13 protein-coding genes are annotated in these 15,525 nt (G+C 64.2%); 4 read left to right on the top strand and 9 right to left on the bottom strand.

Features of this window, described 5'->3' with window-relative positions; all coding sequences use genetic code 11:
- Nucleotides 1–8: 8 nt before the first annotated feature.
- The 7 genes from J0I99_RS18125 to J0I99_RS18095 form a co-directional block, all read right to left on the bottom strand.
- On the bottom strand, nt 9–653 hold the full coding sequence (locus tag J0I99_RS18125) for an antitoxin of toxin-antitoxin stability system (RefSeq protein WP_291398890.1): 645 nt from the start codon (nt 651–653) through the stop codon (nt 9–11).
- A complete protein-coding gene (locus J0I99_RS18120) occupies nt 646–1,062 on the bottom strand; it encodes a hypothetical protein (RefSeq protein WP_291398889.1) in 417 nt (138 codons plus the stop codon). The genes J0I99_RS18125 and J0I99_RS18120 overlap by 8 nt, the downstream gene beginning before the upstream one ends.
- Before the next feature lie 69 nt (nt 1,063–1,131).
- Nucleotides 1,132–1,686, bottom strand: coding sequence for a hypothetical protein (locus tag J0I99_RS18115; protein WP_291398888.1), 555 nt, complete (start codon nt 1,684–1,686; stop codon nt 1,132–1,134).
- A 154-nt stretch (nt 1,687–1,840) separates the two neighbouring features.
- Entirely contained in the window at nt 1,841–4,012 is a 2,172-nt protein-coding gene (locus tag J0I99_RS18110; RefSeq protein WP_291398887.1) for a chromosome partitioning protein ParB, read from the bottom strand.
- Between the two features lie 131 nt (nt 4,013–4,143).
- A complete protein-coding gene (locus tag J0I99_RS18105) occupies nt 4,144–4,566 on the bottom strand; it encodes a hypothetical protein (RefSeq protein ID WP_291398886.1) in 423 nt (140 codons plus the stop codon).
- Nucleotides 4,563–5,336: a hypothetical protein gene (locus tag J0I99_RS18100; RefSeq protein ID WP_291398953.1), complete on the bottom strand. Its 774-nt coding sequence runs from the start codon at nt 5,334–5,336 to the stop codon at nt 4,563–4,565. The genes J0I99_RS18105 and J0I99_RS18100 overlap by 4 nt, the downstream gene beginning before the upstream one ends.
- Complete coding sequence (locus J0I99_RS18095) at nt 5,336–6,289, bottom strand: zincin-like metallopeptidase domain-containing protein (protein WP_291398885.1); 954 nt, start codon at nt 6,287–6,289, stop codon at nt 5,336–5,338. The genes J0I99_RS18100 and J0I99_RS18095 overlap by 1 nt, the downstream gene beginning before the upstream one ends.
- A gap of 261 nt (nt 6,290–6,550) precedes the next feature.
- On the opposite strand from J0I99_RS18095, the gene J0I99_RS18090 reads away from it, so the two are divergent.
- From J0I99_RS18090 to J0I99_RS18075, 4 genes are all read left to right on the top strand, one after another.
- Nucleotides 6,551–7,771: an ATP-binding protein gene (locus J0I99_RS18090; RefSeq protein WP_291398884.1), complete on the top strand. Its 1,221-nt coding sequence runs from the start codon at nt 6,551–6,553 to the stop codon at nt 7,769–7,771.
- A 65-nt stretch (nt 7,772–7,836) separates the two neighbouring features.
- Nucleotides 7,837–8,619 (top strand): DUF1837 domain-containing protein, encoded by a 783-nt coding sequence (locus tag J0I99_RS18085; RefSeq protein WP_184006061.1) that lies wholly within the window; start codon nt 7,837–7,839, stop codon nt 8,617–8,619.
- Nucleotides 8,606–12,109: a DEAD/DEAH box helicase gene (locus tag J0I99_RS18080; RefSeq protein ID WP_291398883.1), complete on the top strand. Its 3,504-nt coding sequence runs from the start codon at nt 8,606–8,608 to the stop codon at nt 12,107–12,109. The genes J0I99_RS18085 and J0I99_RS18080 overlap by 14 nt, the downstream gene beginning before the upstream one ends.
- 127 nt (nt 12,110–12,236) lie before the next feature.
- Nucleotides 12,237–13,559: a hypothetical protein gene (locus J0I99_RS18075; protein WP_184006065.1), complete on the top strand. Its 1,323-nt coding sequence runs from the start codon at nt 12,237–12,239 to the stop codon at nt 13,557–13,559.
- Nucleotides 13,560–13,617: 58 nt separating this feature from the next.
- Here the strand turns inward: J0I99_RS18075 and J0I99_RS18070 are convergent, their stop codons facing one another.
- Both J0I99_RS18070 and J0I99_RS18065 read right to left on the bottom strand, forming a co-directional pair.
- Nucleotides 13,618–14,973 carry a site-specific integrase gene (locus J0I99_RS18070; protein WP_291398882.1) on the bottom strand — a complete coding sequence of 452 codons (1,356 nt, stop codon included), beginning with the start codon at nt 14,971–14,973 and terminating at the stop codon, nt 13,618–13,620.
- A gap of 434 nt (nt 14,974–15,407) precedes the next feature.
- On the bottom strand, nt 15,408–15,525 hold a 118-nt coding region (locus J0I99_RS18065), incomplete at its 5' end, for an IS3 family transposase (RefSeq protein ID WP_291398952.1).

The raw sequence follows: 15,525 nt of genomic DNA, 5'->3' as shown, positions 1-15,525 counted from the left end.
TGTGAAAGTCAGCCGAACCGGCGTCCGGTTTCGGTGAATGTGTATTGGTTGGCGGTGATCGTCTCGTCCACGGCCTCGTCCGAACTGAGATATTCGTATTCGCGTTCGAGCTGCCGGTAGAGCCAGCGGGCGAGATCGCGCAGCGCCTCGATCACGGCGTCTTCCGCATCCGCTGTCATGTCCTGCCAGGTCGGGCTATCGCGCTCGACCGAGATCGCCATGCAATACTCATGAGAGTAGCGGCCACGATGGCTGACATCGGCGCGGAGCTGATAGAAGTTGCGGCGCTGGATCGCGAGCAGATCATCGGCGATCGCGTGCAGGCGCGTGTCCTGCGGCGCGTGCGCGCGAATTTCGCGGGTGGCGTTTTTCCGAAAGGCGTAGAACGCCTGATAGCTGGCGCCGTCGCCCTGCGACCAGAAGCCGGTGAACGCGATCTGCGGCTCCTGACGGGTGCCGCCGCCCATGAGGCGGACGGGCCGGGTTTTGAGGCAGATGCCGAGGATTTCCGCAATGCGCTGGAAGTCCTCGAAGACGGAATCATACCATTCGTAGTCGAAGCCGCCTTCACGATACCAGGCCCGAGCGTTGTCCTTGGCGGCGTCGGAAAGCTCGTCGAGCCGATAGACCGTGGTTTCGATAATCTCAGGCATCGGGATCGCCTCCGTCGAGAACCTGGGCAAGCCAGCCGTGGGTATAGGTCCAGGCGACGGTCTCGCCGGTGGCGAGATCAAGGACATGCGCGCCGCCGCCGAAGCCGTCGGGGCGCGGCCGCGAACAGGTGTTGGCATATTGGAAGCCCCAGCGGCCGGAGAGACCGAACGCCGTCGCGCACCGCTGGACGAACCGGATGACACGCGCGGGATCGCCGGTGGTGTCATCGCGCATCCAGAGCTGGGTGCCGCCATGCTCGGGTTCGATCGACAGGAGGAAGCCTTCCGATGGCGGGTCTTCGACGGCGTTCTCGGCGGCGAGCGTGTTGTAGAGATCGAGCGCACGAGCGGCATTGTCGGGGGTGCCCACGTCGAGCAGGCAGGAAAAGCGGGTGAAATACTCGGCCATGACTGGCTCCTGAAACGACGAAACCCGGCGCATGGCCGGGTCGAATGAACGAAAGAGCGTGGCGGAAAGTCAGGCGGCGAGCGGCAATCGCAGAAGTTCGGCGGCCGTCTCGCGCCAGAGCGCATCGACCAGCCGCGCCTCAAGCTGGCTGGCGCGGTAGCGATAGTCGCGAGCCGGGCCGTGCTCGCCGCGACCGGACGCGGCGAAGGCCGCGCCGCGCAACTTGCTGGCCTCGGTCACGATCTGGCGGGCTTCGGCGTCGGATGCGACCGGCTGCTGCCAGAGGATGATCCCGGCCCGGATCGTTCCGGCGAGAACCAGGCCCTGATCGCAGTCCTGAATGACCACGATGCGCGGGCGGAAACGCAGCATGTCGTCGGTCCCGACGCGGACGTCGCCGCCTGCGATGCGGCGGCTGGCGACGGACATGGCCTCTTCGGGCGACGGGCATTCGCCGATGGTGACGATATGGTCGAAGCCATCGGCATCCATGCCGTCGTAGCTGGCGGTGCCGATGCAGGAGATCCGCAGCGGGAATTTCTGCGCGCGCTGCAGGGCCGGCAGGACATGATGTGCGAGAATGGCGCCGATCGGGACGACGCGGGATTGGCCGGAAAGGGTCATGGGATCTACTCCGCGACGGGCGGCGGAAGACTCTCCTCTACCTCGTAACCCGTCACGGCCAGGCCGTCCGGCCTCTGCCTCTCTCCACTCTTGGAAGGCGACCGTGGCGAGCATGAAAAATGCGCCCCACCGGATGATGGGGCGCATGTTTCGATCACTCGGCCGCCACGAGAACGACGTGCTCGTCTTCGGCCTCAATGGCTGCGTCCTCGTCGCCATCGCCTGCCAGGAAGTCCGGCAGGGCCTCGCCGTCACCGTCACCGGCATCGCCAGCGTCCGCGGCGTCACCGTCGAGTTCGACCAGGCGCAGCGGCTCGGGCAGCCAGCCGGTCTCCGCCAGCAGGCGCTCGGCTTCCTTCGCCATGTCGCCCTTCTTCAGATGGCTGATGAGCTGGGCTGCGCGCTCGCCCGCACCTTCGCGGACGGCTTCGAGGATACGGGGCTTGGTGACGCGGCCGAGATAGTTGTCGACCGTGGGCCTCCAGCCGCCATCGGCCACCATGTCGAAGCCGGTGGCGCGGGCGATACGGTCTGCACCGGAGAGGCGACGATCAAGGCCGAACTGCGAGACACCGGAACCGCTGTGGGGGTTCGGCCGCTCGTAGAGGGCGTTGACGCCATAGCTGACGCAATGGGCCAAGAGCGCCATCCGGCTCGCCTCGTCGAGCGCGGCGATCCAGTCCCAGAGCGCGCCTTCGTCGGTCGGCATATCGGCCTTCCAGGCGTCGAAGCGCTCGTCGATGGCCTTGGCCGAGGGCGTGTCGCTGAGGTCGCCGCCCTGCACACCGAAACGCTGCTGGCGCACGGAGATCTCCATGCAGCCGGTCGGCGCCGAGTAGTGATAACGCTGCATGACCAGGCGGTGCAGGAGCGCCGTCATCGCGACATGCGGATTGTTGGCGAGCGCGTCATGAAGCGCGAGCGTGCGATGGGCGGTGAGTTCGATCACCAGCCGTTCGGGAAGCGGCTTGATGCTGTCGTCCTCGTCCTCCTCCGCGTCCACCGGCTCGCCGCCGATGGTGATGACGGCCCGCTGGACGCCGGGCTGGGCCGCGACCGCGCTGCCTTCGGACTCGCCATCGCCGGCATCCTCCTCGCCGTCGACGGCGACGGGCGCTTCATCCTCGGGACGGACATAGCCGCGGGCAACGACAAGCTCGCCGGCGCGGTCGATGCTGATGAAGACGCCCGCTCGGGCGATCTCGGCAGCGTCATAGATCGCCGGACGTTTCTCGAAGGCGCTCAGCGCGGCCTCGATCTCACCGAGGCGCGCGTCGATGTCATCGGGCAGCTCGTCATAGTCGGCGTGTTCCGCCTCGAGCCGCTCATATTCCTCGCGCAGCGCCTCGCGGGTGGCGCGCTCGTCCTCGGTCAGATCGGGGAACGTGGCAGTCAGGACGCGAAGGCCGCGATCATGGCCGTAGGGCAGATCGGTATCGACCTCGATCCACTTCCAGCCCTCGGCCGCGACTTCATCGGCGATGCCCTTCAGCTTGTCCGAGACCAGCCGGTCGAGCAGCTCGGGATTTTCCAGCCAGCCTTCGTCCTCGTCGGAGAAGAGATCGCGCAGCATCACGCCGCCGGCCTGTTCGTAGGCTTCGACGCCGATGAACTGCGCGCGCTTGTCATCGGTCGGCACCGTCGTCTCGGTCAGCAGATCACGAGCATACCAGGGCTGGCGGTTGTGAGAACGCTGGATCGCCTCCCAGACCTGCTCCTGACGGGCATGATCGGGGTTGACGGTGAACGCCTCCAGCATCGCCAGCGTCATCTCGCTGCGCGCATAGGCGTCCATGAGGGACGGCGCCACACGAGCAAGGCGCAGACGCTGGGCGATATAGCGCGGCGTGGTGCGATATGCGTCGGCGACTTCCTCCTTCGACATGCCGCCGTCAACCATGCGCTTGAACGCCTTGAACTGGTCGAGCGGATGCAGCGCCAGCCGGATGACGTTCTCGGCGTAGGAATCGTCGACGGCCGAGGTCTTCGCATTGGCCTTCTTGACGAGGCAGGGAACGAGACCGTCAGCCGGGAAACGACCCGCCACGACCAGGCGGGCGATAGCACGGTAGCGCCGGCCGCCTGCCGGGGTCTCGAAGTCGCCGGTCTCGGTGCCGGCATCGTCGAGGACGGCACGGACATTGAGACCCATCACGAGGTCTTCGCGGCGATCGATGTCCTGGGTCAGCTCGTCGAGGCCGTCTTCGACGTCGATCTCGCGGACATTGCTGTCCGACAGCCGGATACGGTTGAACGGAATGTCGCGCGTGCGGGAAAACTCGATCATCGCGACGGCAGGGTTCTTCTTGCGGGCGGCTTTAGCCATGGTCTTTACTCCACGACGGGCGCCGAGAGCCTCTCTCTCGGTCCTAACCCGTCATGAAATCCCGTCCCCTCTCTCCCTCTATCGGCGGTGCGGCTGGCGGGGCGCCAACCGGCAGAGCGCACGGCTGCGCCTCATCCTCCCCCGGTTTCCGGCGTCTCGCCGTCTTCGAGATCGAGCGTTTCCTGAAGATAACGCGAAGGCGTTTTCTCCTCCGGCCCCTGCCAGGCGATGCGGCCGTTCCGCCAGATCGTGACGAGGCCGCCGCCGACAGGGCGCGCCGGTCGGGGTTTCGCCTCGAAATTCCGGCAACCGAACTCGGCCGTCGTCGCCGAGAAGACGGTGGAGGACCGGCCATCCAGAAGCACACGGTCGCATGTGCCGGACGGCCGCTTGACGCGCTTGCGCGAAAGGTCGAGCCGGAACATCTCGTAGGCGCGCTGCTCGTTGTCGGACGGAGCGTGCCAGTGGATGCAGTTCTTGCACTGGCCGCGTTCGTGGCGAACGGGCGGATCTAGCGGCGGCCCGCCGTTGTGACCTGATCCGGGCGTGCTCATGGCCGGGCACCTCCGGCGATAGTGACGGGGATGATCCGCTGGACGGTGACGGGCCGCGTCTCGGCGGCCTGCGCGAGCTGCTCGATCAACGCCACATCGGCATCCGAACATTGGCCGCGCACCTCGATCTCAACGCGATGATCGGCGTGGCGAAGATGGGAATCGCGCAGGCGATGGTCGGACGCGGCGTGGAATCCCGCATTCCGATCAATGGGATGCACTCGCTCGTTGAGAAACAGAATGCCCGATCCGAGATTGCCGCAGAACAGCCGCTCGTCGCTTTCGGCCCTGTTCGGACCGCCCGCGACCTTGCGCTTGCCGATCTGGCGGAAGGCGTCGTGGAAGCTCGAAGGGTCGCGGGTGATGCGAGCCGAACGCTCCTGATGGAAGACCCATGGCGGCCGGTCGGGATCGAGCTTGCCGACGGCGATCTGATGCAGGAAATCGGCGAAGCTCGCCGGATCGGCAGGATATGGGCAGGTCCGCCAGATCTCGCGGACGCGGGCGCGCAGGGCGTCGGGCAGCGTAAAGAGCCGGGCACGGCCTTTCCGCCACCAGGCAGCGCGCTGATCGCGACGGTCGCGTTCGTACTCGTCCCACCAGATGGTGCGGCGAGCCATTTCCTCGTCGGCGCCATGCTGCGTGGCGGCGATGTCGTCGGCAAAGAGCGGCAGGGCCTCGCGTTCGAGCCGCTGCTTGCGGTGGAACGCCGCGCGCTTGCGTGACGTATCGCGATAGGATTCGGGGCGATGCCAACGGCCGAAGCGCATCACGCGGCCCTCCACATGTCGTCGGTATCGGGAGGGCTGTCGGCGTCCGGCAGGAAGGACAGGAGCCAGTCCGCCGCCTTGCTGGCCTGCGAGGCGGCGCGGACGATGGCGCGATTGTCCTCGCGCAGCACCTCCAGCCAGGAGCCGATATAATCAGCATGGCGCACGGTCGGGACGATTCCGAGCGAGGCGCAGCAAAAGGCCGAGATCAGCTCGGCCGTGATTTCCTCGACCGAATAGAGCTTCGAGCCGAAGGAGCCGGAGAGGTTTCGGTTCAGCCGGTGCGCTGCGCCGCTGGCGTGACCGAGTTCATGGAGCGCCGTCCGATGCCAGTTGATTGGCTCGAAATAGGCGGCCGGCGGCGGCACCTGCACATAGTCGAGCGACGGCACGTAGAACGCCCTGTTGCCGCCGATGCGGAAGTCGATGCTAGTCGCCTTGATGAGCGCCTCGACCTGGGGCTCGATCATGCCGGGCGGCGGAGGAGGCACCGCCGCCTCGATGTCTTCGGGCAGGTCGTCGCATTGCGCCGTGTTGAAGACCGTGAAGCGTTTCAGGAACGGAATCGCCTGCGCTTCCTCGCCGGCGTTGAAGGCGCGGCGCTTCTCGTCCTCCGGCGTGAAGCGGTCGGCATAGACGACGGTGGTGCCGCGTTCGCCCTTGCGGACATGGCCGCCGAGCGACAGCGCTTGGCGAAAGGTGAGCCAGCCCTGGCCGGGGAAACCATGTTCGATGACGGCGCCCCAGAGGATCAGGACGTTGATGCCGCTATAGCTGCGCGAGGTCGTGGCGTTTCGCGGCAAGCCGAGCGGAGCCTTCGCCGCCGAGGTGCCCCAGGGCTGGACCCACGGCACGCGGCCGGCTTCCAGCTCGGCAATGATCTTGTCGGTGATTTCGTCATAGAGGTTCGCCCGGTCAGCGCCGGTGCGAGGGGTGCGGTCATATCTGGACATCGCGGTTCTCCGCGACGGGCGCCGGAAGACTCTCTTCCGGTCCTCAACCCGTCACGGAAAACCCGTCCGCACTCTCACTCTACAGGGGGCGTTGCGGGGTCTCCCCGCTGAAGGGATCGGCCGAGACCTTGGGCTCGGCCGCAGGGGAAGGCCTTCCCCTTCAAGCCTCCCAGATTGCGGTCCAATCACTCCCAATTAGCGGATCATTGACTCCCAAACAGCCGGGCCCAATAATCCCGATTAGCTGGATTCGGAGCTGGTATGTTCGGACGGTTTGTAGAGCGACGGGCGGAAGAAGCCCTTTCGGATACCCCGGTGGTCCTCATCGTGGGGCCGCGCCGGGCGGGCAAGACCACGCTCGTCCGCAAGATGGGCGACGCCGGCCGAACCTATATCACGCTGGACGATCAGACGGTTCTCGCGGCGGCCCAATCCGATCCGGCCGGCTTCATCAGGGGAACGGACCAGGCCATCATCGACGAGATCCAGCGCGCGCCCGACCTGCTGCTGGCGATCAAGAAGACGATCGACGAGGACTATCGGCCTGGACGATTCCTGCTGACGGGATCGGCAAACGTGCTGACCCTGCCGCGGATCGCCGACAGCCTGGCCGGACGGATGGAGACCATCCAGATGCTGCCGCTGGCCAGGGCCGAGATCGAAGGCCGGACGCCGACTTTCCTCGAGCACCTTTTCGAGGGAAAGCCCCAAAGCCAGCGGGACGCGATCGTCGGTGACGATCTGGTCCAACTCGTCCTGGTCGGAGGGTTTCCGGAGGCGATCAGTCGCGACAATGAGCGACGGCGACAGGACTGGTTACGCTCCTATCTCACGTCGATCCTGACGCGCGATCTGCGCGACATCGCCGACGTGGAGAAACTGACCGAGCTTCCGAAATTCGTGCGGCTACTGGCCGAGCACTCGGGACAGTTGGTCAATTATTCGCAGTTCGCCGCCGGCATCAACGTCACCCACAAGACGGGGCAGCGTTATGTCGGACTGCTCGAACAGGTGTTCCTGATCACGACAGTGCAACCGTGGTTCACCAACGCGCTGAAGCGCATCGTCAAGACGCCCAAGCTGCACTTTCTCGACTCCGGCTTGTTGGCGACCGTGCGCGGGCTCACCTTCGACAGGGTGAAGGCCGATCGCAGCACATTCGGCGCGCTCTTGGAAAGCTTCGTCTTCTCGGAAGTGCTGAAGCTGATGAGCGCCTCGGATCTGCGACTGACGCCGCATCATTTCCGGGACCGGGACATGCGCGAGGTGGATATCGTGCTTGAGCGCGATGACGGCATGATCGTCGGGATCGAGGTGAAGGCGAGCGCCACGGTAAAGGCCGGCGACTTCGCCGGCCTTCGGGCACTGGCCGAGGCGTGCGGGGATCGCTTTGCCTTCGGTGTGGTCCTTTATGACAGCGCAGACGTCGTGCCGTTCGGCGACCGGCTGGCGGCGGCGCCACTGTCGTGTCTGTGGAATTGAGCGCATGCGCAGAGATCACCAACTGATCGAACTGTGCAGCGCAATGATGGTAGCGGGGGGACGGCGTGGGATTGTATGAGAGGTGGTGCGACGCCACCAAAGAAAAAGACAAGCGCAAACGCTACTGGACTTATGTCGAGAAGGATGGCGGCCGCGACGAGATTCGCGAAGACCTCGCCGAGACTATCCGCTCGCACTACGATCGGCTCGAACGCATCGCCGAAGACGTCGAGCGGCTCGGATACAAGGTCGCGGCTACGATTCTCAGTGAGGCGATGCCGCAAACCGCCAAAGGCCGCTCCGGCGATCTCGGCGAGATTCTTGCGACGGAACTGGTCGAGGAAGAGATTGGCCTGCGCGTCCCCGTGCGCCGCCTCCGCTATAAGGACGGCCGCAACATGGCCATGCGCGGCGACGACTTCATCGGCGCCGGATACGATGGGGCCGGCGAGAAGCTCTGGCTTCTGAAAGGCGAAGCCAAGAGCAACAAGGTACTCGGCAAGGCCACAGTCACGAGCGCTCGCAAGGTGCTCAACCGCGATAAAGGCCGCTGCACGCCCGACTCCCTGCTGTTCGTTGCCAACCGGCTGCTGGAGAGCAACGATCCGGACGACAACGCGCTGGGCCGTAGCCTCCGTGACGAGGTGGGCGTGAAGTCCCTCCGCGCCGATCGCATCGACCACATGCTCTTCACCGTGTCGGGCAATGGCCCGCACGCTTCGCTGAAAGAGGACCTCGACGCCACGGGAACCAATCGAGACCATTACGTCGTGAACATCCACGTGGAAGATCACCAGGACTTCATCGCGGCCATGTACCAGGAGGCGGAAGACCTTGGAGACGATTGACGAACTGACCGCGTTCCTGGCGGCCGCGACCGTCGACGGCATCCTCGGGCGCCTCCTTTATCGCGGTGCAGCGTGGTCGCTGATGCGTGAGGCGGGCGTGCTGCCGGCGAATGCGCCGCCCCTCGGTGCGACAATCGAAACCGATCTCGCCGAACACGGCTTCGCCCTGCTTCGCGGCGCGATGGCCTTGCGTGCTCAGGCTGGCGCTTCGGATCTGACCAGCAAAGCGTTCGAGCGTGCTGCCAACGCCTTCGAAGCCTTGGTGCGCAACGGCGACCCGGAGTCGCCGGACCGTGGTTTCCGTCGCACCATCGCCGCCGCAGCCTATCACCTCGCCGGTTTCTCAGCCGTCGCGTATTCGCTCTTCAACGAGACTGCGGACGATCTCAATGCCTCGCCGGGCGAGACGGCGATCCGACACCTGATCCTGCGCGATCTCGGCCAATTGCGTGGCTTCGTTCGCCAGTGGTTGGACGACGAGGCTCACGGCGATGAGCAGATCGCCGAGGCGCTACGGGGCGAAGAACCGGATGTTGACGAGGCGCTTTCGACCATCCTCAACACGACGATCTGCCGTGCCTTGGCGCATTTTGACTTCGCGCTCGAGACGGGCGAGCCCGAGCCGATCGAGAGCGCACGGGCGTTACTCGCCACCGCGGTCAGCCTGGCAGACAACGCGGAAAATGTTCCGCTGTGGTGGATATCGAACCTCTGCCGCCATCTGATCGACGATCTTTGGCAGCATTCGCTGCACCAGAATCTGCCGACCGAGCCGCCAGAGGGGACGGAGGAAAAATACCCGGACCTACGCCGACTGTTCATCTCGTCGCTCTACGCGCGCAAGACTTCCGAGGTGGAGCTATGGCCATCGCAGCGCGAAGCGGCCCAGCGTTCAACAGATGTCACTGACGATCTGGTCGTCGCTTTGCCAACCAGCGCCGGCAAGACGCGGGTGGCTGAGATCGCCGCACTGATGACCCTGTCATCGGCGCGCCGGGTGTTGATCGTCACGCCGCTGCGCGCCTTGTCGGCGCAGACCGAGCGATCTTTCAGAAAGACCTTCGCGCCCCTCGGCTTCAGCGTCTCCTCGCTTTACGGCGCCAGCGGCCTTTCGGCCGGCGATGAAGACGCCTTGCGCTCCCGCGAAATCATCATCGCGACGCCCGAGAAGCTCGACTTCGCGCTAAGAAGCGACCCGTCACTGATCGATGATGTCGGCCTGATCGTCCTCGACGAAGGCCACATGATCGGCCCGACAGAGCGCGAAATCCGGTACGAGACGCTGGTGCAACGCCTGCTTCGGCGCGCGGACGCGGGCGAACGCCGGATTGTCTGCCTCTCCGCGATTCTGCCTAGCGGCGACGAACTCGACGATCTCACCGCATGGATACGCTCCGACGAGCCGGGCGAGCCAGTGCGTTCCGACTGGCGCCCCACGCGGCAGCGGTTCGGCGTACTCACCTGGCGGGGCAAGGACGCGCTGCTTCGGCTCGACCTCGACGACGATGGCCCGTTCCTCGACAAATTCGTCGTGCAGAAACCGGCGCGTGGGAAAGAGAAGAAGCCCTATCCGCGCAAGAACTCGCACCTCGCCATGTTCGCGGCATGGGAATTCGCCGGCCAGGGCAAGCGGACCCTGATCTTTTCCACCCAGGCGAATTGGGTCGAGAGCTACGGCAAACAAGTCGTGGACCTTTGCAAGCGCGGCTATCTGGACTCGCTGCTGGAGGATGAGGCGTCGATCGCCCGCGCTCTGGAGGTTGGAAAGGAATGGCTGGGCGAAGACCATCCCGCCGTTGCCTGCCTGAAGGCGGGCGTTGCCATCCACCACGGCCGGCTGCCGAGCCCGTTTCTGCGCGAGCTGGAAGCCCTGTTGTCCGAGGGTATCCTGAAAGTCATCGTCGCGTCGCCGACGCTATCGCAGGGCCTCAACCTCAACGCCGCGGTCCTGTTGGTGCCAGCGCTGTATCGGGCGTCCGAGAAGATCAAAGGCGAGGAGTTCGCGAACGTCGCCGGCCGCGCCGGGCGCGCCTTCGTGGACGTCGAAGGCCTCATCGTCCACGTCATGTTCGACAAGATTGACTGGCGAAAGAAGGAGTGGCGAAAGCTGGTCGCCTCCGCCAAGGCCCGCACGCTGAAGAGCGGCCTCATCCAGATTGTCGCCGAGATCCTTGAGCGCCTGTCCCGTGAAGGTGTCCTGGATCGCGACGACGCTTGGGAATATCTCGCCAATGCCCGCGAAGCCTGGCGATCGCCCGAGGAGGAAGCCGCGGTCGCCGAGCGCCTGGCGGCCGGTGCGGAGTACGACGCTGATGGCGACGACGATGAAGGCGGCGGTGATGACGAAGAGGAGACCGTTGACGAGGAGCCGCTTTCGCAAATCGTCGAACGACTCGATGCGACCGTGTTCGGTCTGATCGAAGCACTCGATTCCGATCGCGCCGACCTGCCGAAGCTCTTGGACGAGGCGCTCAAGGGATCGCTCTGGGCGCGCCAGATCGCCCGCGAGGACGAGGACGTCGCCCCGTTGCACAGGAAGGTGTTCGAGGCGCGCGCCGATCTCATCTGGAAGACCACCACGGCGCAGGCACGACGCGGACATTTCGCCATGGGCGTCGGGCTTGAAGCTGGCCTCACCATCGACGCCATGGCCGACGAGCTGGCCGAACTCATCGACCGGGCAGACGAAGCGGCTTTGAGCGGCGACATCGACGTGCTTGTCGATGCGCTCGGCGGTCTCGGTGAGCGTCTACTGTTCATGCGGCCCTTCATTCCCGACAAGGCCAATGCGCTGCCGGCGAATTGGAAGGCCATCCTGCGGAGTTGGGTGTCTGGCGATGATGTCGCCAAGATCGGACCGCAGAACATGCGGGCGGTCGAAGAGGCTTTCACCTATCGCTTGGTCTGGGCGTTGGAAGCTATCCGTACCCGCCGCATGTCCCTCGGCTGGTCGCCGGAGAAGGTGGCGGGCGGCGCCGCAGCGGCGGTCGAAACCGGCGTCCCGCAATTCATGATGTCGATGCTAATCCGCGCGGGCCTTCCGTCACGGCGCGCGGCCATGGCGGCGATCGAGGATGCCGAGCCAGTCTTCGTCACACCCGCCGAGATGCGGGCCTGGCTCGAATCCGACGAGATCACAGCCTACACGGACGCCGGCGACTGGCCGACGCCCGACACGGCCGCGCTATGGGCGCGGTTCCGAACCGAAGCCCTCAGCGGCGGCATCCAGAAGTGGTCTGTCGAACATTACAAGCGCCTGCTCGATAGCGCGGCCGCCCCACGTGCTGGCCTTTATCGGATCGTCACTGACGAGGGCGATGGGCGGACTTGGCTGGCCACGCCCGACTATCAGCGAGTCGCCGCGTTCAAGAAGCCGGCTGTCGATCCCAAGCCCAGCCTCTTTTCAGGCCGTTTGCCGGGCGACACGAGGCTAGTGGAAGCCTTGCGTGTCGGCCGCGGAAAGCTGCGCTGGCCGACAGCCGATGCGTAAAGGGAGACCATAGCCTTGCTCCACGCTTGGATTGGCGACCAGAAACGCGCGCCCATCGCGAAGGGAGCGTGCGTGACCTGCCACGACTTGCTCGCTGCCGTCATGTCGGCGGAGAAGGAAACAGGCCGTGGCAGATGACCTTCATGGGCTTCTCGCCGGATTTCTGCAGGCGATGACCCACTCCCAGCTGAGTGAGGAGCCGCAGCGGATCGCGGGATTGGTCGTGCCTAACGCGGAGGGTCTCTCAAAGCGGCAGCGCATCGACCTGACGCTAGCGAACCTTACACGAGAGGAACTGGCGCGTTTTGCGCTTAAGTTCGCCGCTCATCGTGGCGACATCGCCCTCGACGAAGCGAGCCGTAAGGTCATCGAGGCAAACGACCCGCCTCTGACCCACATCACACGACGAGATGTCGCGCGTGCCTTCGGAGATGACCTCGCCGGCGAGCGCAGCACGGTGGAGATGGTCGGACGCTATTTCCCTCTCTCCACGCCGCTTGAAGGCTTCCTCGGAAGCAGCGGTCGCAGCCTACGCGATCAGATCGCTCAGCATATGGATCGCAATCCCGGCGACTGGTCGGTGGAATATCTGTTTGGTGAAATCGGCGCATTCGACTGCTCCAGAGCCAGGTTTGGTGCATTGCTCGAAGAAGCCGTTCACCCCCTTTCCAGGTCGGGAGACGAGCAGGCGCAGATGGTCGCCGCCCTGAACAACATCCTTGCACGCGACGGCTACGAGCTGGCGCAGGAAGGCGAACTTTCTGGTCACCCGATCTTCGGCTTCCGCCCTCTGGTGCGCGGAGTCGGTGGTCGCCCCAAGAACTTGATCTTTGCCTCGCGAGGACCGAAGCCGGAGATCGGCTTCGCCGACGCGATCAACAACGACATCGTGATTCTATCAGGCGAAGAGAGCTGCCTGGTCTACGACCGGCCGATCGGCTCGAACGGCCTTCTCTGGTCCGAACTTGTCGCTTGGTGGAGCGATTTCACACCAGGAACCAATGCAGCAAATCTCGGAGCGCGCCTCCAAGAATCCTTGGCCTCGGACGCCGAACGCAAGCTCTTCGCCACATACTTCAAGACCTATCGATCCGTCTTGGGCGAGGCTCTGCCGGCCCTCCTGCCGCAGGTCTATCTTCACTATGACCCAGCCGTCGTGAAAACCCTACGTCATCGCCTGCCTCTTCCACGTCAGCGCATGGATTTTCTGCTGCTTCTCCCTGGGCGACAACGCATCGTGCTGGAGGTCGATGGAAAGCACCACTTCTCGGAGAACGACCATCCGTCACTGAAGGTCTATGCAGACATGGTGTCGGCTGACCGTGAGTTGCGCCTTGCCGGATATGAGGTCTACCGGTTTGGAGCGAATGAACTAGTCGGCGATGGCGCTGAACCGAAGATCGCCGATTTCTTCGAAAAGCTTTTTCGACTGCATCGCGTCCGGCAATGAAGTGCTCACCGATACGCTAAGCCCCGACGGACTTTGGCTCCTTAACACCATCAGTAGATTAGGCGGCAAGCCGCGGCTCTTCGGCTTCGTTCGCCGGCTCTCCCACCGCTTTGGTCAGGAAGAGGTCGAGCGCAGCTCGGCGAGAGTCACGATCCAGTGCGTAGGCCGTCTGCTTGAATTCGATCCCCTCGAGCAGCCCTTGGATGTAGCCGGAGATCGTATCGGCGGCCATGATTAGGGCGGTGTCGAGCGTGTGAATATATTTGCTCGTCACCGAGCCCTTGGAGTGGCCGACCAGCGCCGCGATCGTCACCTCGGTGAAGCCGAGGTCGTTGGCGATGCTGGCAAAGCTGTGACGCAGGACGTGCGGCGTGACGTCGGCGAGCGGGCTGTCTTTGAATATCTGTTCCCAATGGTTTGGGAAGCTGCCGAAGGCATTGTCCTCGCCCTGGCCGGGGAAGACATAGGTGCCCGTGGCGGTCTTGCGGCGCTCCTCCAGGAAATCGACGACGGGAAGCCCGATGGGGCGAATGGACTCGCCTTCCTTGCTGTCCACCAGGCGCATGCAACTCGCATCGGTATCGGCCTCGATCCACATTAGCGAAATCATTTCCGAGCGGCGGCAGCCGGTGAGCGCGATCTGCCGAATAATCTCGACCGTCATTGCATACTTTTCGTTTTCTGCGGCCTTCACGAGCATCTCGCCTAGGGTGCGGTACTCCGCCTCTGTCAGCCGGCGATTCCGGACATTGTCCTTGGGCTTCTTGATGCCGTGCGCTGGATTGCTCTCGATGATGCCGGCGTCCACGGCATAGGTGAGGATGCCGCCAAGCAGACCGACCGTTCGAGTCGCCGTGCCCGCGCCGCCGCGCACGATGGCCTTGCCGCGCAACTTCTTCGTCTTGACGGCGACGCGTGTCTTGCCGGCCATGATGTCCTTCAAGACCTTGTTGATGTCGGCCTTGGTGAGATCCTTGACCCGGCGCGCACCGATCAGTGGAATGATGTGCCGCTCGATGCGACCAGTGTCGGTGACGATGGTGGTCGGCTTTTTCGGCCGCCCGCCTTTGCCCAAGATGAGGCCGGCGTTCAGGTCAGCGGTGTAGAGAGCGCAAAGCTCCTTGACAGTGATGGCCTTGTGATCGAGCTGGCGTTCTTCGGAAGGGTTGTCGCCGCGCGCGACGCGCCCCAGCTGGACCTTCGCCTCCTGCCGGGCTGTCTCCGGCGTCCATACGCCATGCAGACCGATGGTATAGCGTCGCGTGCGTCCGGCGGCGCGATATTGAATGAGATAGCTGCGCTTGCCGGACGCGAACACGCGGAGACCGAAGCCGGGCAGCTCGTCGTCCCAGACGAAATAGTCCTTCTCGCGAACATCGGCAGCGTCCACGATTCGTTTGGTCAGCTTTGCCATGAGGGGTTCCCCTCGCTGATGAGGGGCTGTTTCCGCGGAAGCACCACGGAAGCAACCGGATGGATATCAGAGCGAAATTCTGGATAGACAGTTCGGCATGAAAATCCGAATTGTCTAGGCGTTTCAGATAGATATCGCATTGTAGCGTGCCCTATCGTGCATTTAGGATAGACAGGCTAAATTGCTCCGAAGGCAAAGGTCACACGTTCGAATCGTGTCGGGCGCGCCATTACTGAATTCCTGAAAATACTCGGGTTTCAGCTTCGGAAGCCTCTCTGAGAAACCGTCAGAATTCCTGTCTGTCACAGCTTTTGTCACAGCTGGCACAGGGATACGCGTGTGGCTACGATCCGCAGAAGGGGAAGCAGTTGGCAGGTGCAGGTCAGGCGCGAAGGCAGCCCTCCTGGCCTGCTGCCGGTTTCGTGGACGCTCAGTTAAGCTAATCCCACCTTCTTTTCGAACTCGACCGGGCTGATGTAGCCGATGGTCGAGTGCCTGCGAACGGCATTGTAGAAGCGCTCGATGTAATCGAACACGTCGGCACGGGCATCG

The organism is Devosia sp., from assembly GCF_017307495.1.
Taxonomy (GTDB): domain Bacteria; phylum Pseudomonadota; class Alphaproteobacteria; order Rhizobiales; family Devosiaceae; genus Devosia_A.
Note: the sequence above shows the minus strand (reverse complement) of the source record. Positions and strands in the feature narration are given on the sequence as shown.

What these genes read in the sequence shown, in the direction of transcription:
- J0I99_RS18070 (WP_291398882.1), bottom strand. Translation starts at nt 14,973, where the DNA reads ATGGCAAAGCTGACCAAACGAATCGTGGACGCTGCCGATGTTCGCGAG.
- J0I99_RS18125 (WP_291398890.1), bottom strand. Translation starts at nt 653, where the DNA reads ATGCCTGAGATTATCGAAACCACGGTCTATCGGCTCGACGAGCTTTCC.
- J0I99_RS18100 (WP_291398953.1), bottom strand. Translation starts at nt 5,336, where the DNA reads ATGCGCTTCGGCCGTTGGCATCGCCCCGAATCCTATCGCGATACGTCA.
- J0I99_RS18115 (WP_291398888.1), bottom strand. Translation starts at nt 1,686, where the DNA reads ATGACCCTTTCCGGCCAATCCCGCGTCGTCCCGATCGGCGCCATTCTC.
- J0I99_RS18105 (WP_291398886.1), bottom strand. Translation starts at nt 4,566, where the DNA reads ATGAGCACGCCCGGATCAGGTCACAACGGCGGGCCGCCGCTAGATCCG.
- J0I99_RS18120 (WP_291398889.1), bottom strand. Translation starts at nt 1,062, where the DNA reads ATGGCCGAGTATTTCACCCGCTTTTCCTGCCTGCTCGACGTGGGCACC.
- J0I99_RS18110 (WP_291398887.1), bottom strand. Translation starts at nt 4,012, where the DNA reads ATGGCTAAAGCCGCCCGCAAGAAGAACCCTGCCGTCGCGATGATCGAG.
- J0I99_RS18095 (WP_291398885.1), bottom strand. Translation starts at nt 6,289, where the DNA reads ATGTCCAGATATGACCGCACCCCTCGCACCGGCGCTGACCGGGCGAAC.
- J0I99_RS18090 (WP_291398884.1), top strand. Translation starts at nt 6,551, where the DNA reads ATGTTCGGACGGTTTGTAGAGCGACGGGCGGAAGAAGCCCTTTCGGAT.